The following is a 21,773-nucleotide window of genomic DNA, read 5'->3' as shown; positions in this document are numbered from 1 at the left end:
CATGAGTGACAAAGTTAAGGTAACCATAGACGGGATAACAGTAGAAGTAGCACCCGGCACAACTATTCTAAATGCTGCAAGGCAAGTAGGTGGTGATATAGTGCCTCCTGCAATGTGCTATTATTCCAAATTAGAGGGTAGCGGAGGAAAATGCCGCACTTGTATTGTTAAAGTTAGCAAGGGCTCTGAGAAAGATCCCCGACCAATGCCGAAATTGGTAGCATCATGCCGTACAACAGTTATGGATGGCATGGAAGTTCAAAATATCACTTCTCCGGAAGTTATTGAAGCGCGTAGCGGAGTGGTAGAAATGCTACTGATCAACCATCCTTTAGACTGCCCTGTTTGTGATCAGGCTGGAGAATGTGACCTTCAAAATCTTGGATATGAGCATGGTTTACAAAAAACCAGATATGAATTTGAGCGCAGAACTTTTGAACGTATCGACATTGGAGACAAGATCCAATTACATATGAACAGATGTATCTTATGCTATCGTTGCGTATTTACTGCCGACCAGATTACAAACAAACGTGTACATGGAATTTTAAATAGAGGTGATCACTCAGAAATCTCTACCTATATACAAACAGCTGTAGACAATGATTTTTCAGGAAACGTGATTGACGTATGCCCTGTTGGAGCGTTAACAGATAAAACATTCAGATTTAAAAATCGTGTTTGGTTTACCAAGCCAATTGACGCACATAGAGATTGTCCTACATGCAGTGGTAAAGTCACTTTATGGTATAAGGGCGAAGATGTGCTAAGGGTTACCGCACGTAAAGATATCTATGGTGAGGTGGAGGAATTTATCTGCAATACTTGTCGTTTTGATAAAAAGAAAACGGCTGATTGGGTAATTGAGCATCCAACTCATATTAGCGATACCTCCGTTATTGCTTCTAACCATTATGAAACTCTAAAGCCTTTGCCTGTTATTCAAAATAACCCACAATTACAGCAGGCAAATAAAGTAGAACTAGAAAAAACAACCAAATTCTAATGGATATAGCTTTTGTAATAGAAAAATTTGTACTGGTTGCCATCATATTTGGTATCAGTTTATTGATTGCTATGTACTCTACTTATGCTGAGCGGAAAGTTGCTGCCTTTTTACAGGACAGGCTTGGACCAGACAGAGCAGGGCCTTTTGGAATACTTCAGCCATTGGCTGATGGGGTTAAGATGTTCATGAAGGAAGAGATCATTCCTTCAAACGCCAGTAAGTGGCTATTTATGGTGGGGCCAGGATTGGCCATGCTTACTGCTTGTATTGGAACGGCAGTTATTCCATGGGGTAGCGATATCACAATTGGAGATCGTGTTATTCCATTGCAGGTAACTGATATCAATGTAGGTATTTTATACATCTTTGGTGTGGTTTCACTAGGTGTTTACGGAGTAATGATTGGTGGCTGGGCATCAAATAATAAATATTCATTGTTAAGTGCTATTCGTGCTGCATCGCAAAATATCAGTTATGAGATTGCAATGGGCTTATCTATTATCGCTTTGTTGCTGGTTACAGGAACAATGAGTCTTAAAGAGATTGTTGAACAACAACATGGCTGGCATTGGAATGTACTTTATCAACCATTAGGATTTGTAATCTTTATGGTTTGTGCCTTTGCAGAAACCAATAGGGCCCCTTTTGATTTACCCGAGTGTGAAACTGAACTGATTGGTGGTTATCATACGGAGTATTCTTCGATGAAACTGGGCTTTTACCTATTTGCTGAATACATCAATATGTTTGTGTCATCGGCAGTTATGGCTACCCTTTATTTTGGAGGATATAACTATCCGGGCATGGATTGGGTATTGTTACATACTGGACCGGTTATCGGCCCGCTGATTGGAACGTTTGTATTCTTTATAAAAATATTCGCATTCATATTTTTCTTTATGTGGGTACGTTGGACAATCCCTCGTTTCCGCTATGATCAACTGATGCACCTTGGCTGGAAGGGGTTAATTCCTTTGGCTATAGCTAACATCATTATCACAGGTATTGTGATTGCAATAATTGAAAAGTTTTAACTACCCGCGTTAGCGGATAAATAATAAGGAGGTTTAATGGAACCATTAACCAGTAAAAAGAAAGTATTAGAACAAAAGCCATTAACGTTTGCAGAACGCATGTATCTGCCTGCAATAGCCAAAGGTTTGTCTGTTACAATTAGCCACCTGTTTAAAAAAGAGGCTACAATAAGATACCCTGAAGTAGAAAGAGAATTCTCAACCAACTTTAGAGGTATGCATTCTTTGAAAAGAGATGAGCAGGGAAGGGAGCGTTGCACTGCCTGCGGCTTGTGTGCGCTGTCGTGTCCTGCTGAGGCAATCACAATGATCGCTGCAGAACGTAAGCCTGAAGAAAAGGAACTCTATAGGGAAGAGAAGTATGCTGCAGTATATGAAATTAATATGTTGCGCTGCATTTTCTGTGGTTTATGTGAAGAAGCTTGTCCAAAAGAGGCAATCTACTTAGATGGCCCAATCGTACCTGCTGACTATCTTCGTAAAGATTTTATTTACGGGAAAGACAAGTTGGTAGAGCAACCATTGAATAAATAGTAATTTTAAACAGTTTAAACATAGATAATGGGTACTTCAGTATTCTATTTCGTAGCAACATTAAGCGTGATCTTTTCACTGATGGTTATTTTCTCAAAGAACCCGGTGCATAGTGTGCTTTATCTGATTGTTACATTCTTCACATTTACGGTTCACTACATTCTGTTAAACGCACAATTTTTGGCCGTGGTAAACTTCATTGTTTACATGGGTGCAATTATGGTTCTATTCCTTTTTGTGCTAATGTTGCTGAACCTCAATAAGGATAACGAGCCGTTAAAATCAGGAGCGGTAAAAGTGGTCGGTGTTATAGCAGGATGCTGTCTTGTGGTAACTTTAGTTGGATCTCTAAAGGCTACTGCAGTGTCCGACCCAGTGATTTTAAGAAATCCTAATTTGGGCTTACTGAAAAATCTGGGTAAGGAATTGTTCGGCCCTTTTATGCTGCCGTTTGAACTTTCATCAATCTTATTGCTTTCTGCGATGGTTGGTGCAGTATTGTTAACTAAAAAAGAAAAAGTATAGTGGAGAACATGACTCAACAATTGCAGGGAGTACCACTTAACCACTACATCTGGCTAAGTGCTATTATTTTCACCATTGGCGTTATTGGAGTATTAACCCGCAGAAACGCCATAGTGATATTTATGTCGGTTGAATTGATGCTAAATGCGGTTAATTTACTGCTAACGGCTTTTTCCGTACATAACAATGATCCATCCGGACAGGTGTTTGTGTTTTTCATAATGGCGTTAGCTGCTGCAGAGGTTGCAGTGGGCTTAAGTATTATTGTGATGGTGTATAGAAATACACAGTCAGTAGATATAAATGTGTTGAATCGCCTTAAGTGGTAATATTAAGTATAGATAAAAAATGATAATAGATTTAGTTTGGCTGGTTCCGTTGATTCCTCTGATTGGTTTTATAATCAATGGTTTGGGAAGAAACACATTATCTAAAAGCCTTATTGGTTTTATAGGAAGCAGTGTTATTTTTGTTTCTTTTGCGATCAGTGTTGGTATATTTCTGGCCTTAGGTGCAGACGCAAATAAATCTCATGAAATTTTTCTTTTTGATTGGATAAATGCAGGCGCGTTACATATTCCAGTATCTTTTCTGGTAGACCCTTTAAGTGCTATAATGCTACTTATCGTTACCGGAGTAGGTTTTCTGATCCATATCTATTCAATCGGATATATGCATAGCGATGAAGGCTTCGGTAAGTTTTTTAGCTACCTGAACCTGTTTATCTTTTTTATGCTTTTACTGGTATTGGGATCAAACTACATCGTAATGTTCATTGGATGGGAAGGGGTTGGGTTATGCTCTTACCTGCTAATCGGGTTTTGGTATACAAACAGTAGCTATGCTTCTGCAGCTAAAAAGGCTTTTGTGATGAACCGTATCGGTGATTTGGGCTTTTTGCTGGGTGTATTCTTTATCTTCACTACTTTCGGAAGTGTTGAGTTTTCTAAAATATTTCCTCAGGCCGCAAATATGCTTCCCGGAAACACGACTATAGCACTTATTGCACTGTTGTTATTTATCGGGGCGTGTGGTAAATCTGCTCAGCTACCTCTTTTTACATGGCTACCTGATGCGATGGCCGGACCAACACCTGTTTCGGCTTTAATACATGCTGCAACAATGGTTACTGCTGGTATCTACATGATCGCCAGATCTAACCTGATATTTGATTTGGCCCCGTTAATTCAACATGTAATTGCAATTGTTGGCCTTGCTACTGCTATTGTAGCAGCAATTATTGCACTCACACAAACTGATATCAAAAAAGTACTTGCTTATTCTACTGTGTCGCAATTAGGATATATGTTTTTAGGTTTAGGTGTTGGCGCATATAACGGAGCTTTCTTCCACGTGATTACTCACGCATTCTTCAAAGCATTATTGTTCCTATGTGCAGGATCTGTTATTCATGCCTTACATCACGAGCAAGACATGAGACATATGGGTGGGTTACGCAAAAAACTACCTGTAACTTTTATCACAATGCTTATTGGTACCATTGCGATAGCAGGGCTTCCTCCTTTTTCTGGATTTTTCTCTAAAGATGAGATTTTGGCACATGTATACCTGCACGATAAAGTAATGTGGGGCATCGCAGTGTTTGGCGCATTTCTTACAGCATTTTATATGTTCAGGATGTTGTTCCTTACTTTTTACGGTAAATATCGCGGAACTCATCATGCCGAAGAAAAAATTCATGAATCACCTAAGTCAATGACAATTCCTTTGATCGTGTTGGCGGTATTGTCTGCCGTTGGTGGTATCATCGGTGTGCCTGAGGCTTTGGGCGGAAATCATTGGCTATCACATTGGCTTTCTCCGGTAATTAAGCATACTGGCGAATCACCGGATCATGCTACTGAATATATCCTTATGGCAGTGTCTGTTGTTGGTGTTTTAATCTCTATTGCAGTTGCATATGGCAAATACATCAAACAAAATCACATACCTGCTCCAGATGAAGCCAAACGTTCTGTACTTGCAAACTTATCTTACAATAAATTCTATTTTGATGAGGTATATGATGCATTAATTAGAAAACCTTTGGATGCAATTTCAGTATTCTTCTACAAAATTGTAGACAATAAGATTGTTGATGGTATCGTCAACAGCTTAGGTTGGGGAACTACCGAAGCCAGTAAAGGTTTACGCTTAATACAATCCGGCAATGTTGGGTTTTATATTTTTATGATGGTGGTAGGAATCATCTCATTGTTATTGTATACTTATTTATCTCTATAAAAGATCGTTCAAGAAAAGATAATGGAACAACTTTTACTACTTCTTATATTCTTACCATTGCTAGGCGCCTTGGTTACCGCTCTTTCCGGAAATGCAGCAAAGCATGTGGCATTGGTTTCGGCAATTGTCTCTTTAGGTTTGGCATTGGCGATGGTATGTAATTTTACCCCAGATGCCACTACCCAATTTGTGGTAAACTACTCCTGGATTCATGATCTTGGGATCAATTTCCACGCGGGTGTCGACGGAATAAGTATGATTACCATAATATTGACCAACGTGTTAATACCATTAATCATATTGGCAAGTTACCAGCATAGCTACAAAAGCGCAAATGCATTCTTTGGGTTAATTCTTTTCATGCAAAGCGGACTGTTAATCGTATTTACGTCCCTGGATGCTTTCTTGTTCTATATTGGTTGGGAAGCGGCATTAATTCCGATTTACTTTATCTGTGCAGTTTGGGGCGGAAAGGATCGTATTAAGGTAAATATGAAATTCTTTGTGTATACCATTGCGGGTTCGTTATTTATGCTTTTGGGGTTGATTTATCTGTACTTACAGAACCCTGCGCATAATTTTGATATCCAGGCTTTCTATAATCTTAATTTGGATTCAACACAACAGGGTTGGATATTTTGGGCGTTTTTTGTTGCTTTTGCAATTAAGATGCCTGTGTTCCCATTCCATACCTGGCAGCCAAATACGTATACCGAAGCTCCTGCTGCCGGTACCATGTTATTGGCGGGTATAATGCTAAAAATGGGTATTTATGGGGTTATCAGGTGGTTATTGCCTATCGTTCCCTCGGGAGTTCAGGATTGGGGACATGTAGCAATCATACTGTCTGTTGTAGGAATAGTATATGCATCAATCATCGCCTTTATGCAAAAAGACGCAAAGCGTTTGGTGGCTTATTCTTCAATTGCACACGTTGGCTTAATCAGTGCAGGTATTTTTGCTTTGAATACGCAAGGTATGCAGGGTGCAATGATTCAGATGCTTAGTCACGGTGTCAATGTAGTGGGATTATTTTTTGTCCTTGACATTATTTCAAGCCGTTTGAAAACAAATAGAATAAGCGAATTAGGCGGAATCGCGAAACAGGCGCCAATATTGGCAATTACTGCTTTGATCATCGTTCTTGGAACGGTTGCATTACCTGGAACCAACGGCTTTATAGGAGAATTCCTGTTGCTGATAGGCGTGTATCAGTACAATAGCTGGTTAGCTGTTTTTGCAGGATTAACAATTATATTCGGGGCAGTTTATATGTTCAGAATGTACCAGAACATTATGCTGGGTAAAACGAACGATTTAACGATTACCTTTACAGACGTTAAAGGTTCGGAAAGGATAGTACTGTACATCATTTGCGCACTAATTATTGTATTAGGCGTTTATCCAAAACCAATTCTGCAATTGTCTGAGGCATCAGTACAGCATTTAATAGAACAAGTAACACAAAAATTAACATCGGTAAACTAAGCAAATGAATATCATAATAACAATTACTGTTACAGCTTTAGTAGTGCTTTACGCAGGTTTGTTTAAGGCTAAAAAAGCATTATTACCCATTACTCTTATTGGATTGCTTATTTCACTGGCTTTTGTTGCTACTTCATGGAACACTAATCAGACCTATTTTGGTATGATGCAGATGGATAACTTTGCATTGGCTTTTTCAGGTATAACCATCCTGGGTACATTATTTGTGTTTCTACTTACACAAAATTATTTTGCAGCTGATAGTGAAAATATTGCTGAATATTTCACGCTAATATTATTTGCGCTGGCGGGTATCATCATCATGATTTCTTACAAGAACATGTCAATGTTGTTTATTGGTATCGAGATCATGTCTGTTTGTTTATATATACTTGCCGGTATTCGGAAAAATAACTTTGCATCTAACGAAGCTTCGTTGAAGTACTTTTTAATGGGGGCATTTTCAACAGGATTTTTGCTATTTGGTATCACTTTGATTTATGGTGCTACAGGTTCGTTTGATTTGGAGACAATTAATCAATATTTAGTAGGCAATTACAAATCAATCTCTCCAATGTTTTATCCGGGCGTAATCCTGATGTTAATTGGATTAAGCTTTAAAATAGGAGCTGCACCGTTTCACTTTTGGACGCCTGATGTATATGAGGGTGCACCAACTTTGATTACAACCTTTATGTCTACAGTGGTGAAAACTGCGGGTTTTGCTGCTTTTTTACGCCTGTTTGCTGATACTTTTGCTCCTTTACATGACTTCTGGCTGCCACCACTAATCGCAATTGTTTGTATTACGTTGTTTATTGGAAATGTTACCGCTTTATTTCAAAAGAACTTTAAAAGAATGCTTGCATATTCAAGTATATCTCATGCAGGTTACCTATTGTTTTCATTGGTAACACTGTCTGCAAACTCATCAAATAATGTATTGGTTTATGCAGCAGCTTATACCTTTGCCAGTATCATTGCGTTTGCCGTCCTGATTATGGTTAAACAGAAAACAGGTAATGATCATTTTGACAGTTTTAACGGCCTGGCTAAACGAAATCCACTAACTGCGTTGGTGCTGACAATAGCGATGTTATCGCTGGCAGGTATACCGCTAACAGCAGGATTCATCGGGAAGTATTTAATGTTTCTGAATGTGATGGGAGAGTATCAGATCCTTCTTGTTGCATTTGCTATTTTAAATGCCTTGGTTGGCTTCTATTATTATTTTAAAGTAATCGTAGCAATGTACTTTAAAGAGGGTAATGAAATTGAACTGGAAGTGCCGATTCAATACAAAGCAGTATTGGTTTTTTCAGTTGTAATTACATTATTTCTAGGGGTATACCCTGCGGTAATTTTAAATTTGATATAACCATTTCTCTAGATAATTATTTGTAGTTTTACGAGTAATTGAACTATGCAAGATTTCTGGACCTCATTACAGCATTTTATCGACCCTGAAAAATTACTTAAAGAAGGTGGTTTTTATGTTGTAATGTTCGTTATTTTTGCTGAAACCGGTTTATTTTTTGGCTTCTTCCTACCAGGCGATTACCTTTTATTTCTTGCAGGCATGTTTGTAGCAACAGGAAAGTTGGATGTAAATATATACGTGCTTATCCTGGGTTTATGCCTTTCCGCCATTTCAGGTAATTTTACCGGGTATTGGTTTGGTCGAAAGACTGGCCCGGTACTCTATCATAGAAAGGATACTTTCTTCTTTAAAAAGCGTTATTTAAAAGCTGCCGAGGAATATTACAACAAACAGGGCGCTTTTGCTTTAATAATGGGAAGATTTGTTCCGATCGTTAGAACTTTTGCCCCGATTTTTGCTGGCGTAGTTAAACTCGATTTTAAGAGATTTGCATTATATAACATTGCAGGTGCAATATTATGGATAGCTTCCTTAACTTTGCTTGGTTATTTCTTAGGTAAAAGATTTGAAAAAGAAATAACCGATTACTTATTATACATAATTATAGGCTTTATTATTGTTACAACCATTCCTCTTATCATTACGTTTGTGAAAAAGAAGGTGGTAAATAGCACAGATAAAGAAACAACAAATACAGAACAATAAAATAAAAAATGAATAATTACGATCATCATCCTTGGCACAGCGTTTCTCCAGGCGAAAACTTACCAGAAATTGTTAATGCCATTATAGAAATTCCAAAAGGTTCGAAAGCGAAATATGAAATTGATAAAGAGTCTAATTTGATTAAATTAGATAGAGTACTGTTCTCTTCGGTAATGTATCCGGCAAATTATGGGTTTATTCCGCAAACTTATTGCGATGATAATGACCCTCTTGATATTTTGGTGTTATGCTCAGTGGATGTTTATCCATTATCAATTATTGAAGCGAAAGTTATTGGCGTCATGCATATGGTAGATAATGGCGAGCAAGATGATAAAATCATTGCGGTAGCTAAAAACGATATGTCGGTTAATTACATTAATGATTTGGCTGACCTGCCTCCGCATACCATGAAAGAAATAGTTAAGTTTTTCCAGGATTATAAAGCGTTGGAAGAAAAGAAAGTAACTATCGAACATCTATTGGGTGTAAGATATGCACATAAAGTCATACAAGAAGGCATTGCTCTCTATGACGAAAAGTTTAGAAATAAGAATTCTTAATGGAAGGTCTCAAGATATTTTTAACATTCTTCTTAGTAGCGCTGAACGGATTTTTCGTTGCAGCAGAATTTGCAATTGTAAAGGTTAGGGCCTCGCAAATTGAAATTAAAGCGAAATCCGGAAGTAGGGTTGCAAATATCGCAAAATACATTACCCAGCATCTTGATGGCTATTTAGCCGCAACACAGCTGGGTATTACCCTTGCCTCTCTTGGTTTGGGTTGGGTCGGTGAATCTGTGATGCATAACATTGTTCATGATGCGCTGATTAACTTTAATTTATCTGAAGTTTACATTACCTCTATATCTACGTTTATTGCATTTCTGTTTATTACAGTAATGCACATCGTATTTGGAGAGCTGGCGCCAAAGTCGGTAGCCATACAAAGACCTGTAGCTACAACATTATTCATTGCTGTGCCGCTTCAGGCATTCTATTGGTTATTCAGACCTTTTATATGGGTTTTGAACGGCTTGGCAAATGTAATCCTTAAGATGTTCGGTATTTCCAGTGTCGGCGGGCACGAATCAGTACACAGTACAGAAGAACTGTATTATTTATTGGATCAGGGTAAAGAAAGTGGCGCGCTGGATACCAATGAACACGAACTGATTAAAAACGTTTTCGATTTTAATGAACGTGTTGTTAAAAATGTTATGGTTCCAAGAACTAAAATTTCTGGAATTGAATTGTCTACACCTACACAGGAAGTAGTAGAAACAATAATCGGCGAAGGATATTCAAGAATGCCTGTTTATGATGACATCATTGATAAGATTATAGGAATTGTACACGCAAAGGATATTCTCCCATTATTGGCTGGCAATAAAGAATGGTCTTTAAGTGATATTATCCGGAAGCCATATTTTGTACCTGAAACAAAGAAAATAAATGACCTGCTAAGTGAACTTCAACAGAAGCGCATTCAAATTGCCATCGTCATTGATGAATTCGGCGGTACAGCAGGAATGGTAACCCTGGAAGACATTGTAGAAGAAATTGTCGGTGAGATACAGGATGAGTATGATGAGGAAAAACCAACTGTTGAAAAAATATCCGATACAGAGTTCATCATTAATGCTTATGCAACAGTTTATGATGTAAATGAACATTTACCCCATGATCTACCCGAAGATGAGGATTTTGATACAATAGGAGGGCTTGTCTCTCATGCATTTGGAAAGATCCCTGAAGTGGGAGATAGCGAAGAATGTTATGGTTATTTATTTACGATTTTAAAGAAAACAGAACAGAATATAGAAACCATAAAGCTGGAGCTCGTGATTAGCAAGAGCGATATGGTCGACAATCATTAATCTACTTTGCAATGCATGTTTTTTATACACCAGACATCACTTCTGATGAATATGTCTTAAATGAAGATGAAAGCAGGCATTGCGTAAAAGTTTTAAGGTTAGCTATTGGTGCCGAAGTTTACCTCATTGATGGCGTTGGAGGACTTTACAAAGCCGCAATTTCAGGCCAGACAAAGAAAAATGTTGAGCTAAAAGTTCTGGAAGCAACCCATAACTACAACAAACGGAACCATGCTCTGCATATTGCTGTTGCACCCACTAAAAACATTGACCGGTTAGAATGGTTTCTGGAAAAGGCAACAGAAATAGGGATTGAAGAGATTACGCCAATCATTTGTGATCGCTCGGAGCGTCGTGTAGTTAAAGAAGATCGTCTGGTCAAAGTAGTTACGGCAGCTGTTAAGCAATCACTTCAGGCCTATCACCCCATAATTAATCCTCAGATAAACTTTTCCGATTTCTTAAAAATAGAAAATACCACTAATAAGATGATCGCGCATTGCATTGATGCGTCTTCCAGACAGTATATCAGTCAAATTGCTGAACCCCATCAGGATTACACTATACTGATCGGACCAGAAGGTGATTTTACACCTATGGAAATTGATTTGGCTTTGCAAAATGGCTATAAACCATTAACTTTAGGTAATACACGACTAAGAACAGAGACTGCTGCTTTGGCAGCCTGTTTTGAAGTGAATTACTTAAATCGATGAAACTCAAGCCTCTTTTTTTTGCCGGAATAATTTTGATATGCTCAAGCTTTTATGCTCCTACTTATAAATTAGCAAAACTAAAATATAATGGTGGTGGCGATTGGTATGCCAACAGAACCGCACTTCCCAATCTTATTGACTTTTGTAACAAGAACCTACAAACAAACTTTGCCCCACAGGAGGCAATTGTTGAGGTTGGAAGTGCCGAATTGTTTAATTACCCATTTGTATACCTTACAGGACATGGAAATGTAGTTTTTAGCAATGCCGAAGCCAGTAACCTCCGCAAATATTTAATGGGTGGGGGCTTCTTACATATTGATGATAATTACGGGCTGGATAAGTTTATCCGTAAGGAAATGAAGAAAGTATTCCCTGAATTAGCATTCACAGAATTACCCGCCAACCATCAGATATACAATCAAAAATTTAAGTTTCCCAATGGCCTGCCTAAGATCCATGAACACGACAATAAAAGACCTCAGGGTTTTGCATTAACCTGGGAAGGACGCATCGTTTGTTATTATACTTATGAATGCGATTTGGGCAATGGATGGGAGGATTATGGAACTTACCCCGGCGATACTCAGGATAAGCGCTCCAGCGCGCTTAAAATGGGCGCAAACTTAATTCAGTACGCATTAACACAATAGTCATGAAGGTAAAAGTCAACGAACATTACAATTTCAATATTGAAATAAACAATAATTCAATGCGTGTTGATGGTTTGGAAGTAATTTTAGATTCAAGAAATTTGGGTGATAACCATACTCACGTGATCTATAATAATCAATCATACAACATAGAGGTAGTTTCCCAAAGCAAGGCTGATAAAACGAGTGTCATCAAGGTCAATGGAACTACCTATACTATCCAAATGGAAGATCAATATGATCAACTGCTCAGACAATTGGGTATGGATAGTGCTTTGGCCAGTAAGGTTAGTGAAATTAAAGCCCCTATGCCAGGCCTGGTTTTGAGTGTTCTGGTGACTGAGGGACAAGAGGTAAGCAAAGGAGACAGCTTACTGGTACTGGAGGCCATGAAAATGGAAAACGTCATTAAATCTCCAGCTGCCGGGAGGATTAAAAAGATCCTCATCAATAAGGCAGATAAGGTAGAGAAAAATGAAATATTGATACAATTTCAATAAACAAAAATGGGAGCTATACGTGGCTCCCATTTTTGTTTATATCATGATTAGAATTTTTATCTCTTACCAGCTCTAAAAGCCTTTTGCGGTTTAGTCTTGAATTGCGGTTTCCCCACAGATCTAATTTCAGAGGCGCCAAGCATGGTCATTGCACATCTGAAACCAATGTCGGCTGTTGATTCATCCTGTTGAAGGAATCGTCTGGTTGCAGGATTTAACCACATTGCCTGGTCATCCCATGATCCACCCTTGTATACTCTCGACTTATCGGTAATCAGTGTAATTTCCCCATACAGGTCATTATTAGCCTGGTCACGGTACCCTCTTTGATCGGCATAAGTATTAACAGAGTCCGCAGGTTTGCTCGCAGCAGCTTGTTTTTCTGCCCATGTTTGTTTTCTTGCCGATACAGCTGCAGTCATCACAGGTCGGTTATGTTTATCTATTTCTATCCTTCCAGTACTGGGGTCTGCTATTTTTTTATCTTCATAAAAGTTTCCTCTGTAAGGGTTAAATGCATCGGCAGCCTCAAAAGTTTTGGACCGATAAACATCAGCAACCCATTCATTTACGTTTCCGGCCATGTTGTACAAGCCAAAATCATTTGGCATGTAAGATCTCACTGGAACGGTTAGGCCACCTTTGTCATTTAAAGAACCTCCAACACCCATGTAATCACCTTTTGTTCTTTTGAAGTTGGCTAATATTAAACCGCGGGTTTTTTTCTTTGCAGAACTTAAACCCAGTCCATTCCATGGATAAATTTTGTTTTCATGAATGTTTTCGTACTCCGTATTGCCAATTAATCCCAGTGCAGCATATTCCCATTCGGCTTCAGTTGGCAGGCGATACGGTTGCTTTAAAATGCCATCTTCCAGTCTTACCGTTCTGGTTGCCCCTTTGTTCCCATTTGCGCCTGCGTCGGCAGCTTTAGTACTGGTAGGGCTTAGGTCTTTCATCGCTTTTTTACCTTTATCATTATGCTGGCCGCTCAGGTAAGTTTCCGTATTAAAAGGCGCTGTCGGTCTTTCGCTTGCCTCGGCAACCCCATTTCTGGTATCCCCGTTTATGTCTTTAAAGCTCGTCATATAGCCCTGATCCCTGAGCAGCAACTCGTTCACCCGGTCAGTTCTCCAGTCGCAATACCTTGACGCCTGTTCCCAGGTAACACCAACTACAGGGTAATCCTGGTAAGCAGGATGTCTTAAATAGTTGTCTACATAAGGTTCGTTGTATGATAACGGCCTTCGCCAAACCAAGGTATCGGGTATTTCGTTATAATAGTATTCGTAATCAGTTGGATAATTGGTTCTTATCCAATTTAGATATTCCAGCCAGTTCGTGTTCGAAACTTCCGTTTCATCCATATAAAAAGAAGAAACAGTGGTTTCTCTTTTATGATTGTAATCACTTAGTTCTTGCCCTGCAACATTTATTGCGCTGCCACTCATTACAAAAACACCACCTTCAATTTCGACCAGGCCGGGACCAGGTCCTCTTTTGAATTTATTATTAACCTGAAATCCTCCATATTCCTTTTTATTATAGGCCAGTCCGGTCTTGTCCGAAGTTCCTGATTTAGATTTACAGGAGATAAGTGAGGCTACAAGTACAAGAGATGCAAGCGAGTATAGGTATGATTTTTTCATTGGATTGCGCAAATAGTTACTCTAAAGGTTAAAACTACACAAAAAAACATGTTCGCTCCAAAAAAACTTTTTTATCAAACTGAAACAAATTATCTCCGAATAGAAATTCCAGGCAGGATCTTATTCAAATGCGCTGCAAACAGGCGGAATCCTTTGAAATTTAGCAGCACTATGTTAACTTGCGTGCAATAGTATTAATTATACGAGAGGAATGAATTTGAGGTACGCTGTAAAAATTGCATTAAGCATTTTTTCACTGGTAACAGTTGCTGTAGGACTGTTTGCTCAGGAAGTACAGCCCGGTACCCAAACAAATGGAAGTGTTCCCAATAATATCATTACAGCGGTACCTTTCTTGTTGATTACTCCTGATGCCCGAATCGGAGGGATGGGAGATGCTGGTGTTGCAATTGCTCCAGATGCAAATGCAATGAGCATAAACCCTTCTAAATTAGCTTTCTTAGATAAGCCATACGGATTTTCAGCATCTTATAGCCCTTGGTTAAAAAGCCTGGTCCCTGATATTAACCTGGCCTATTTAAGTGGTTTTTACAAACTTAATGACCAGAGTACGCTCGGGAGCTCTTTAAGGTATTTTTCATTAGGGGAAATACAGTTTGTAGATATTAATCAGCAAGATCTTGGCGTGTATAGTCCAAATGAGCTTGCCTGGGATGTTACCTATGCCAGAAGATTTGGTAGCTCATTTTCATTGGGTACATCATTAAGATACATTTATTCCAATCTGTTGTCCGGTCAGTTTGCAGCCGGACAGCAAACTCAGGCGGGTTCAGCAATTGCTGTTGATGTTTCTGCCTATTACAAAAAACCGGCTATTTTCCTGGGTAAAGATGCGATCCTCTCGGCCGGAGTGAACATCTCAAATATTGGAACAAAAATCAGCTACGTACAGGGTGGAGAAAAGAATTTTCTGCCAACAAACTTGAAAATAGGAGGAGCCTCAACCTTTTTAATCGACGATTACAATCAGTTTACTTTTGCGCTTGATTTTAATAAACTTCTGGTACCAACTCAGCCGATATATGATGAAAACGGAAGGATCCTGGCGGGTAAGGATCCTGATCGCTCGGTGCCATCTGGAATATTTGGCTCATTTAGCGACGCCCCGGGAGGTTTTTCAGAAGAATTAAGGGAGATTAATATCGCCGCGGGTGTTGAGTATTGGTACAATCAGCAGTTTGCCTTAAGAGCCGGGTATTTTTATGAAAGCCCGCAAAAGGGAGATAGAAGATATTTTACCCTTGGTGCCGGATTAAAATACAATGTTTTCAATATCGATTTTGCGTATCTGGCGGCCAATGCACAAAAGAGTCCGTTGGCAAATACAATACGTTTTACATTGCTTTTCAATTTTGGCGATGCCAAATAACAATATATAACAACACAAATAAACAAATGAAAATTAAAGTAGGGTTTGGGTTCGATGTGCATCAGTTAAAGGATAATCACCCATTTGTAGTAGGCGGAGTTAATCTGGAACATCATAAAGGCGCTTTTGGTCATTCCGATGCGGATGTTTTGCTCCATGCAATTTGCGATGCGTTGTTAGGTGCTGCAAATTTAAGAGATATTGGCTTCCATTTTAAGAATACCGATCCTCAGTGGAAAGGAATAAGCAGTGTGATCCTGCTGAAGGAAAGCGTAAAGCTTCTTCAGGATAAGGGATGGCAAATTGGCAATATCGATGCAATGCTTTGCCTGGAAGCGCCAAAAATTAATCCCCATATTCCCCAAATGCAAAAGAATATCGCAGAGGCAATTGGAATGTCCGTTGATGATATTTCTATAAAAGCGACCACCAATGAACAGATGGGCTTTATTGGTAGGGAAGAGGGCGTTGTCGCCTATGCGGTATGCCTGATAGAAAAATAGAAAATAGGAAACCAGAGGACTGTAAAGCTTTCCGGTTTCTTAAAAATCAATAAAATAGATATTATTCGTCAAGGTATCCAAATTTACCCTGGTTGTAATCATTTATCGCTTGCTGTATCTCTTCTGGCTTATTCATTAAAAAAGGCCCGTATTGCGCAATTGGTTCATTGATCGGCTCGCCGCTTAAGACCAGAATGATGCTGTTTTCTAAAGCTTCAGCTTCTATTACCGAGCCGTCATTTTTGAAATGAACGAACTGATCGGCTTTGGCAATTTCAGCACCATTAATTTTTACACGACCTTCTATAATTACAAAACCCGTATTGTGCCCTGCAGGAAAATTAAAGTATGCTTTGCCTCCTTCATTTAATCGGGCATTGAATAAATTTAATGGGGTAAAGGTACTTGCAGATCCCTTGATCCGGTTGTATTCACCTGCAATTACCTCAATTTCACCGGCTCCATTCTCCAGATTGAACTTTGCGATATCGCTATGCTTTACATCCTGGTACTTTGGGGAGGTCATTTTATTTTTTGCAGGTAAATTCACCCACAGCTGAACCATTTGAAAGGCTCCCCCTTTTTTACTGAACTGTTCTTCGTGATATTCTTTATGTAATATCCCACTTCCAGCGGTCATCCATTGAACATCACCAGGATAAATTACACCGCTGTTACCTGCACTGTCATGATGTGCAACTGCGCCATGATACGCAATGGTTACCGTCTCAAATCCTCGATGGGGATGAACGCCTACACCTCTGGGTTCATTACGTGCTGAGAATTCTATCCGGGCGTTATAATCCAGCAAAAAGAATGGGCTCATTTTAATTTTATAACCTTTCGGGAAAAAATTGTGCACCCTAAAGCCATCGCCAACCATATGAGGTGCCGGCGCATTTAAAATGGCCGACACCGTTTTAGTTTTTGCTTCCATTTGTCTCCTTAATTTTTTATGGATGCTTGGTTTTAATTGTTTAGGCTTGTTTTACAAACTGTAATTCACCCGCTATTTTAACGGCCTCACTCACCATAACACCACCAGTTTCTAATGCCGCATTCCATGTTAAACCAAAATCAGTTCTGTTTATTTTACCACTTATTGTAAAACCAGCTTTTGTATTGCCCCATGGGTCAGTTGCGATACCACCAAATTCAGCATTCAATTCTACTGATTTAGTAACACCTTTAACAGTCAGATTTCCGTTTAAAATGTAATCATCACCATCTTTTGTTAATGAGGTAGATTCAAAAGTGATTTTAGGGAAATTTTCTGCATCAAAGAAATCAGCACTTTTTAAGTGATTGTCTCTGTCAGCATTTCCGGTATTGATAGATGCGGTCTCCCCTTCAAAAGTAACCTTTCCGTTTTCGAAATCATCACCTTCAGAAGTTAATGTCGCGCTGATTAAGTGCAAACTACCGGTTACAGTAGTAATCATTAAATGTTTAACTTTAAATTGTAGTTCGCTGTGGGTCGGGTCTAAAACCCATTGTGTAGTTGCCATAATATTGTTTTTTTAAGTTGTTCTTTAATTACAACACAAAATTACAACCAGATGTTTGGCCTCACATTGACCTATGATAAGAAAATACTAAGGTTTAAAATGCTTATGAGCCAAGTCTTTACGAACCCTGCTTAACGATTCAGGTGTAATGCCTAAATAAGAGGCAATCATCCACTGTGGCACTCTTAATGTAAGATTTGGATATAATTTTATAAAATTCAGGTAGCGTTCTTCGGCTGTAGCACTTAAAAGCATATTGATCCTTTTCTGCATAAACCTGATGGAATTATTGAGCATGGTACTATTCAGGTCACTCATGCAGGGAACATGCTTTGCAGCATCATTCATAAAATCCTTGTTCACTGCAATAGCTGTGGTAGGCTCAATGGCATCAATAAAAAATTCTGACGCCTCATTGAACATCCCATTACGTTCGGAAAGCCACCATTGTTCGGGGGCAAATTGAATAATGTGTGTTTTCCCCTTACTATCTATTGAATAACTGCGCAGCAGACCACTTAAAACAAAAAAGCCATGGGATAAAACTTCGCCCTTCATCAGGATCATCTCATTTTTATCGAAGGTTTTTACTTTAAGTTTGTCAGAAATCAGGCCAAACTGCTGATCAGTTATCGCTACCTTGTTTTTTAAATACGTTTTAAATGGTTCCAGTAAGGCTGTCATAGATGAAATCTATTTCTTGTCTATTTTAACATTGGAAAAATCTACACCACACTTGCAGTTTGAACCACAGCCGCCATTCTTAGGGGCTATTGAGCGATAAACGATGCGGCCAACATAAAATACTGCGCCCGCAAAGAGTATAATTACCAGAATAGTCTGAATATCCATATCCCAAAATTAGTTAATGCCTGCCTCTCGCAGGTCTGTTAATTGTAAATTTACTTTTCCATGAGCCCAATCGTACCACCAACCCAATCAAAGTCTTTATTGTATCTCACTCCAATCATCTTACCTCTGCTTAAGCGTGCCAAATTAATACATAACTGGGGCTCCTGGTCATCCGCCCATAAATACATCAATCTGATTTCCACTTTTACCCCACCATCCGGCGATTGCACAATAGGCTCATAAACAACCTTTCGCTGAAGTATCCAATTCTTCGGATCTTTAATTTCAGTTATGTCTGCTTTTGTTACATCAATAATTACACCCATACCTGCAAAAGAAAACAAAGGTTTTAAAACATAGTTTTCAAGATCTGAAGGTGTTTCGGTTAAAGTATCCAGAAAATGAGTTTCTGGTACAAATTCGCTCTCCAAAAAAGGCATTGTATATTTACTGATCCTGTAAAACCAGTTTGGATGTGTTATCCATTCCACATCAATCTCCGACCTGGGATCAAAGCTTTGTTTAAAAAGATCTGTTTTATCCTCAACTTCATCAAAAATCAGTCGGTTGTAAATTCTTTTTAACTGTACTTTTTTTCCTTCCTCTTTATAGAATAGCGCATTCCCTTCTTTAAAGATATCTGTAAGGCTCAGAATTTTTATACCTAAATATTTTTGGGTAATTAAAAAATCAATGGCTGTTTTTTGATTCGGTGCATCAATATCCATCAGTGCGACCTGCTGGGGTGCGTAATCGCCAATAATTACCTTTTTAAGTAGGCTAATGTACTTTTGCTGGTCAAATCCATTAAAAAACGGAGTTAAGTCCTTAGGCAATTCATACGACTCCTTATAAACGCTCCCTAGCTCAGGCTGAAATCCATATAAGGAGGGGAAGCCCTGCATTTCAATAAGCTTTGGGGTCAGCAGACCATTTGCATCTTTGCATATCCCAAAATCGAAAGTTAAAAAATGAGGGTGTTCATTTTCATTTGGGACATTCCAATTTGGGGGAATAGCAGCTTTAGTAAGCGCTTTAAAATTAGGCTGTTTGATGAGTTTGATGATTTCTTCACCCGCATCAATTAGTTTCCTCTGCAGATCTGAAGGAATAAAAACAGGAGTTTCGGCAACCCTAAAAGGAATGCTTGTTAACCCAGATTCCAGCGTTTTTAAAAAACTTTTGTACTTCTCCTTTGAGAAAGAACGATTAAACTGGTCTCTGTATTTACTAATCATATGTTATGCTTCCTGTAAGGCATTTAATGCCTCCGTTAAAAAATTAGGCAGAATAACACTTTGTGTGAGTTTAATCCGATCAGGATTGTCCAGACTTATCAGCATGTCTTCATATTTTTCCTGGCCGTAACTCTCGGTAATTGTCTTCATCTTATCATCCTGTAACAGATACATTTTCATGCCAACAGGGTCTGCCTCCGGATGAAACTGTGTTCCAACGATTTCCTTGGTAAAACGAACCGACATTACGCAGCGTTCCAAATCAACATGCGGCCTTTCTTTTTCCAAAGCCAATACCTTGGCCTGGGAGTTGGAAAATAGCACATCCTCAGGATTTATAACCTGCCAGTCACGACTGTCAACAGCATATAGTGGATTGGGTAAACCATTAAAAATTAAATCATTTTCCCCTTCTTCAGTTAAAAAAACAGGGAAAATGCCAAAAGCGGTAGATTTTCTTCTGATCACTTCTCCAACATGGTATTTTCTGCAAGCCATTTGAAAAGAGTGACAAATTAAAAAAACATGTTTTTTCTGTTGACTGATCTTATTATGGTGTTCTATTTTGTTTAGCAGGTTAAAAAAGTCATTCTCCCATTGCTCTCCCACACCATCAAAAGGACTTCCGGGTCCTCCACTTGAAATATAGATGTCGTAATGCTCATCAGGGATCTCTCCGCGCTGTCTCAAGTCAAAAATATCATACCCCAGATCAATATCATTCTCGGTACCATAGTGCAACAAGATTTCCTGTATCCCACGCATCCCCTGGTTGGTAACTCCATTATTCATGTCAATTACGGCAACCCTAATCTTATTTCTATCTATTATACTCACTGCTTAGCCCCAATTAATGTTTGAGTAGTAATGTAATCTACTACGGCCTCAAAGTTACCATTTTGTTCGTAAACAGCCAATTGCCTGTCTGCCCCGGTTCCATTTTCAAGAATTTTAAGTACATAATTGATCTCATTCCTGCAGCCCAGATCATCTACCACATCGTCAATAAAATCCAGTAACTCTAATATCAGATTTCGGCAGTTTACTTCCATTTCCTTACCAAAATCAATTAGATTCCCATCAATGCCATAACGGGCCGCCCTCCATTTATTTTCATTTATCAGCGCTCTGGAATAGCTAATAAATTTCATATTCTGCAGGCGTAGTTTATATAACTTGGCACAAAGCGCCTGAAATAATGCGACAAAAGCCATGGTTTCATCAATCAACATCGGGCAATCGCAAATCCTGAACTCTATGGTTTCAAAGAAAGGGTGTACCCTAATGTCCCACCATATTTTTTTGGCATTGTCAATGCTATTGGTCTTAATGAGCAGCTTGACATAGTTGTCATAATCCTCAATGCTATTGAAAATATCTGGAATTCCGGTTCTGGGGAATTTATCAAATACCTTAGTTCTAAAAGATTTATATCCGGTGTTCCTGCTTTCCCAGAAGGGCGAATTGGTAGACAGGGCAAATACATGTGGTAAAAAATAGCGCACCTGGTTTGCAATATGAATGGCAAGCTCCCTGGATTGGAAACCTACATGCACATGTAAGCCAAAAATCAGGTTAGATCTTGCAGCTTCCTGTAGCTCATTTACGATTTCACTATAACGTGGATGCTCAGTGATCAGCTGTTTTTCCCAATGGGAAAAAGGGTGTGTGCCTGCCGCACCAATTCGTAAGCCCTGTTCGCCTGCCAGCTGAGAAACAGTATACCTTAATTGTGAGATTTCGGCACGTGCCTGCTCTGTGTTTTTACAAATTCCTGTTCCTACTTCTACAACAGCCTGATGCATTTCAGCTTTAACCTGATCTTTATGTATTTTTTGTGCTGCTTCAACTATTTTTTGGTCATGCGAGGTAAGTTCACGGGTTACCGGATCAACCACCATGTATTCTTCTTCTACACCAAGCGTAAATTCATTCATCATAATTCATTCCCTCCTGTTTATCCCA

At 38.9% G+C, this 21,773-nt stretch carries 24 protein-coding genes; 16 read left to right on the top strand and 8 right to left on the bottom strand.

Features of this window, described 5'->3' with window-relative positions:
• The first annotated feature begins 1 nt into the window (after position 1).
• The 14 genes from AC6CH7_RS16570 to AC6CH7_RS16505 are packed head-to-tail and all read left to right on the top strand — an operon-like array spanning position 2 to position 12,668.
• A complete protein-coding gene (locus AC6CH7_RS16570) occupies positions 2–1,006 on the top strand; it encodes an NADH-quinone oxidoreductase subunit G (protein WP_498263807.1) in 1,005 nt (334 codons plus the stop codon).
• Positions 1,006–2,043 carry an NADH-quinone oxidoreductase subunit NuoH gene (nuoH, locus tag AC6CH7_RS16565; RefSeq protein ID WP_498263806.1) on the top strand — a complete coding sequence of 346 codons (1,038 nt, stop codon included), beginning with the start codon at positions 1,006–1,008 and terminating at the stop codon, positions 2,041–2,043. The genes AC6CH7_RS16570 and nuoH overlap by 1 nt, the downstream gene beginning before the upstream one ends.
• Before the next feature lie 36 nt (positions 2,044–2,079).
• A complete protein-coding gene (locus tag AC6CH7_RS16560) occupies positions 2,080–2,577 on the top strand; it encodes a NuoI/complex I 23 kDa subunit family protein (RefSeq protein WP_048903401.1) in 498 nt (165 codons plus the stop codon).
• 27 nt (positions 2,578–2,604) lie between these two features.
• A complete protein-coding gene (locus tag AC6CH7_RS16555) occupies positions 2,605–3,102 on the top strand; it encodes an NADH-quinone oxidoreductase subunit J family protein (protein ID WP_048903402.1) in 498 nt (165 codons plus the stop codon).
• A gap of 8 nt (positions 3,103–3,110) precedes the next feature.
• On the top strand, positions 3,111–3,431 hold the full coding sequence (gene nuoK, locus AC6CH7_RS16550; protein WP_216854440.1) for an NADH-quinone oxidoreductase subunit NuoK: 321 nt from the start codon (positions 3,111–3,113) through the stop codon (positions 3,429–3,431).
• 22 nt (positions 3,432–3,453) lie between these two features.
• A complete protein-coding gene (gene nuoL / locus AC6CH7_RS16545) occupies positions 3,454–5,346 on the top strand; it encodes an NADH-quinone oxidoreductase subunit L (RefSeq protein WP_498264041.1) in 1,893 nt (630 codons plus the stop codon).
• A 21-nt stretch (positions 5,347–5,367) separates the two neighbouring features.
• On the top strand, positions 5,368–6,834 hold the full coding sequence (locus AC6CH7_RS16540; protein ID WP_498263805.1) for a complex I subunit 4 family protein: 1,467 nt from the start codon (positions 5,368–5,370) through the stop codon (positions 6,832–6,834).
• Between the two features lie 4 nt (positions 6,835–6,838).
• Positions 6,839–8,212 carry an NADH-quinone oxidoreductase subunit N gene (locus tag AC6CH7_RS16535; RefSeq protein ID WP_498263804.1) on the top strand — a complete coding sequence of 458 codons (1,374 nt, stop codon included), beginning with the start codon at positions 6,839–6,841 and terminating at the stop codon, positions 8,210–8,212.
• A 45-nt stretch (positions 8,213–8,257) separates the two neighbouring features.
• Positions 8,258–8,920 carry a DedA family protein gene (locus AC6CH7_RS16530; RefSeq protein ID WP_498263803.1) on the top strand — a complete coding sequence of 221 codons (663 nt, stop codon included), beginning with the start codon at positions 8,258–8,260 and terminating at the stop codon, positions 8,918–8,920.
• 8 nt (positions 8,921–8,928) lie between these two features.
• Positions 8,929–9,483 carry an inorganic diphosphatase gene (locus AC6CH7_RS16525; RefSeq protein ID WP_498263802.1) on the top strand — a complete coding sequence of 185 codons (555 nt, stop codon included), beginning with the start codon at positions 8,929–8,931 and terminating at the stop codon, positions 9,481–9,483.
• Positions 9,483–10,799, top strand: coding sequence for a hemolysin family protein (locus tag AC6CH7_RS16520; RefSeq protein WP_498263801.1), 1,317 nt, complete (start codon positions 9,483–9,485; stop codon positions 10,797–10,799). Before AC6CH7_RS16525 ends, AC6CH7_RS16520 begins: the two co-directional genes overlap by 1 nt.
• Positions 10,800–10,810: 11 nt before the next feature.
• Positions 10,811–11,515: a 16S rRNA (uracil(1498)-N(3))-methyltransferase gene (locus AC6CH7_RS16515; protein ID WP_498263800.1), complete on the top strand. Its 705-nt coding sequence runs from the start codon at positions 10,811–10,813 to the stop codon at positions 11,513–11,515.
• A complete protein-coding gene (locus tag AC6CH7_RS16510; RefSeq protein WP_498263799.1) occupies positions 11,512–12,168 on the top strand; it encodes a DUF4159 domain-containing protein in 657 nt (218 codons plus the stop codon). The genes AC6CH7_RS16515 and AC6CH7_RS16510 overlap by 4 nt, the downstream gene beginning before the upstream one ends.
• Before the next feature lie 2 nt (positions 12,169–12,170).
• Positions 12,171–12,668, top strand: a complete 498-nt coding sequence (locus AC6CH7_RS16505) for an acyl-CoA carboxylase biotin carboxyl carrier protein subunit (RefSeq protein WP_498263798.1) — start codon at positions 12,171–12,173, stop codon at positions 12,666–12,668.
• 56 nt (positions 12,669–12,724) lie between these two features.
• Here AC6CH7_RS16505 and AC6CH7_RS16500 read toward each other — a convergent pair whose 3' ends face one another.
• Positions 12,725–14,317, bottom strand: coding sequence for an SUMF1/EgtB/PvdO family nonheme iron enzyme (locus AC6CH7_RS16500; protein ID WP_498263797.1), 1,593 nt, complete (start codon positions 14,315–14,317; stop codon positions 12,725–12,727).
• A 211-nt stretch (positions 14,318–14,528) separates the two neighbouring features.
• Between AC6CH7_RS16500 and porV the strand changes: the two genes are divergently transcribed.
• Complete coding sequence (porV, locus tag AC6CH7_RS16495) at positions 14,529–15,707, top strand: type IX secretion system outer membrane channel protein PorV (RefSeq protein ID WP_498263796.1); 1,179 nt, start codon at positions 14,529–14,531, stop codon at positions 15,705–15,707.
• 26 nt (positions 15,708–15,733) lie between these two features.
• Positions 15,734–16,210: a 2-C-methyl-D-erythritol 2,4-cyclodiphosphate synthase gene (ispF, locus tag AC6CH7_RS16490; RefSeq protein ID WP_498263795.1), complete on the top strand. Its 477-nt coding sequence runs from the start codon at positions 15,734–15,736 to the stop codon at positions 16,208–16,210.
• A gap of 61 nt (positions 16,211–16,271) precedes the next feature.
• Here the strand turns inward: ispF and AC6CH7_RS16485 are convergent, their stop codons facing one another.
• From AC6CH7_RS16485 to AC6CH7_RS16455, 7 genes are all read right to left on the bottom strand, one after another.
• Positions 16,272–17,147, bottom strand: coding sequence for a pirin family protein (locus tag AC6CH7_RS16485; RefSeq protein ID WP_498263794.1), 876 nt, complete (start codon positions 17,145–17,147; stop codon positions 16,272–16,274).
• 40 nt (positions 17,148–17,187) lie between these two features.
• Positions 17,188–17,718, bottom strand: coding sequence for a YceI family protein (locus AC6CH7_RS16480; RefSeq protein WP_498263793.1), 531 nt, complete (start codon positions 17,716–17,718; stop codon positions 17,188–17,190).
• Positions 17,719–17,805: 87 nt separating this feature from the next.
• The gene (locus tag AC6CH7_RS16475; protein WP_498263792.1) at positions 17,806–18,402 is read right to left on the bottom strand and encodes a Crp/Fnr family transcriptional regulator; all 597 of its coding nucleotides are present in this window, start codon (positions 18,400–18,402) and stop codon (positions 17,806–17,808) included.
• Between the two features lie 9 nt (positions 18,403–18,411).
• Positions 18,412–18,570 (bottom strand): FeoB-associated Cys-rich membrane protein, encoded by a 159-nt coding sequence (locus AC6CH7_RS16470; RefSeq protein WP_498263791.1) that lies wholly within the window; start codon positions 18,568–18,570, stop codon positions 18,412–18,414.
• 50 nt (positions 18,571–18,620) lie between these two features.
• Positions 18,621–19,808 carry a hypothetical protein gene (locus AC6CH7_RS16465; RefSeq protein WP_498263790.1) on the bottom strand — a complete coding sequence of 396 codons (1,188 nt, stop codon included), beginning with the start codon at positions 19,806–19,808 and terminating at the stop codon, positions 18,621–18,623.
• A 3-nt stretch (positions 19,809–19,811) separates the two neighbouring features.
• Positions 19,812–20,645, bottom strand: coding sequence for a type 1 glutamine amidotransferase (locus tag AC6CH7_RS16460; protein WP_498263789.1), 834 nt, complete (start codon positions 20,643–20,645; stop codon positions 19,812–19,814).
• Positions 20,642–21,748, bottom strand: a complete 1,107-nt coding sequence (locus AC6CH7_RS16455) for a carboxylate-amine ligase (protein WP_048903419.1) — start codon at positions 21,746–21,748, stop codon at positions 20,642–20,644. The genes AC6CH7_RS16460 and AC6CH7_RS16455 overlap by 4 nt, the downstream gene beginning before the upstream one ends.
• Positions 21,749–21,773 lie beyond the last annotated feature (25 nt).

The sequence above is a fragment of the Pedobacter sp. GQ55 genome (assembly GCF_059758925.1).
Note: the sequence above shows the minus strand (reverse complement) of the source record. Positions and strands in the feature narration are given on the sequence as shown.

Coding starts and splice junctions, on each gene's coding strand:
- AC6CH7_RS16570 (WP_498263807.1), top strand. CDS start 2: ATGAGTGACAAAGTTAAGGTAACCATAGACGGGATAACAGTAGAAGTA.
- AC6CH7_RS16470 (WP_498263791.1), bottom strand. CDS start 18,570: ATGGATATTCAGACTATTCTGGTAATTATACTCTTTGCGGGCGCAGTA.
- AC6CH7_RS16525 (WP_498263802.1), top strand. CDS start 8,929: ATGAATAATTACGATCATCATCCTTGGCACAGCGTTTCTCCAGGCGAA.
- AC6CH7_RS16485 (WP_498263794.1), bottom strand. CDS start 17,147: ATGGAAGCAAAAACTAAAACGGTGTCGGCCATTTTAAATGCGCCGGCA.
- AC6CH7_RS16455 (WP_048903419.1), bottom strand. CDS start 21,748: ATGATGAATGAATTTACGCTTGGTGTAGAAGAAGAATACATGGTGGTT.
- AC6CH7_RS16465 (WP_498263790.1), bottom strand. CDS start 19,808: ATGATTAGTAAATACAGAGACCAGTTTAATCGTTCTTTCTCAAAGGAG.
- AC6CH7_RS16515 (WP_498263800.1), top strand. CDS start 10,811: ATGCATGTTTTTTATACACCAGACATCACTTCTGATGAATATGTCTTA.
- AC6CH7_RS16555 (WP_048903402.1), top strand. CDS start 2,605: ATGGGTACTTCAGTATTCTATTTCGTAGCAACATTAAGCGTGATCTTT.
- AC6CH7_RS16530 (WP_498263803.1), top strand. CDS start 8,258: ATGCAAGATTTCTGGACCTCATTACAGCATTTTATCGACCCTGAAAAA.
- AC6CH7_RS16475 (WP_498263792.1), bottom strand. CDS start 18,402: ATGACAGCCTTACTGGAACCATTTAAAACGTATTTAAAAAACAAGGTA.
- nuoK (WP_216854440.1), top strand. CDS start 3,111: ATGACTCAACAATTGCAGGGAGTACCACTTAACCACTACATCTGGCTA.
- ispF (WP_498263795.1), top strand. CDS start 15,734: ATGAAAATTAAAGTAGGGTTTGGGTTCGATGTGCATCAGTTAAAGGAT.
- AC6CH7_RS16505 (WP_498263798.1), top strand. CDS start 12,171: ATGAAGGTAAAAGTCAACGAACATTACAATTTCAATATTGAAATAAAC.
- AC6CH7_RS16535 (WP_498263804.1), top strand. CDS start 6,839: ATGAATATCATAATAACAATTACTGTTACAGCTTTAGTAGTGCTTTAC.
- nuoH (WP_498263806.1), top strand. CDS start 1,006: ATGGATATAGCTTTTGTAATAGAAAAATTTGTACTGGTTGCCATCATA.
- AC6CH7_RS16540 (WP_498263805.1), top strand. CDS start 5,368: ATGGAACAACTTTTACTACTTCTTATATTCTTACCATTGCTAGGCGCC.
- AC6CH7_RS16520 (WP_498263801.1), top strand. CDS start 9,483: ATGGAAGGTCTCAAGATATTTTTAACATTCTTCTTAGTAGCGCTGAAC.
- AC6CH7_RS16510 (WP_498263799.1), top strand. CDS start 11,512: ATGAAACTCAAGCCTCTTTTTTTTGCCGGAATAATTTTGATATGCTCA.
- AC6CH7_RS16560 (WP_048903401.1), top strand. CDS start 2,080: ATGGAACCATTAACCAGTAAAAAGAAAGTATTAGAACAAAAGCCATTA.
- porV (WP_498263796.1), top strand. CDS start 14,529: ATGAATTTGAGGTACGCTGTAAAAATTGCATTAAGCATTTTTTCACTG.
- AC6CH7_RS16500 (WP_498263797.1), bottom strand. CDS start 14,317: ATGAAAAAATCATACCTATACTCGCTTGCATCTCTTGTACTTGTAGCC.
- AC6CH7_RS16480 (WP_498263793.1), bottom strand. CDS start 17,718: ATGGCAACTACACAATGGGTTTTAGACCCGACCCACAGCGAACTACAA.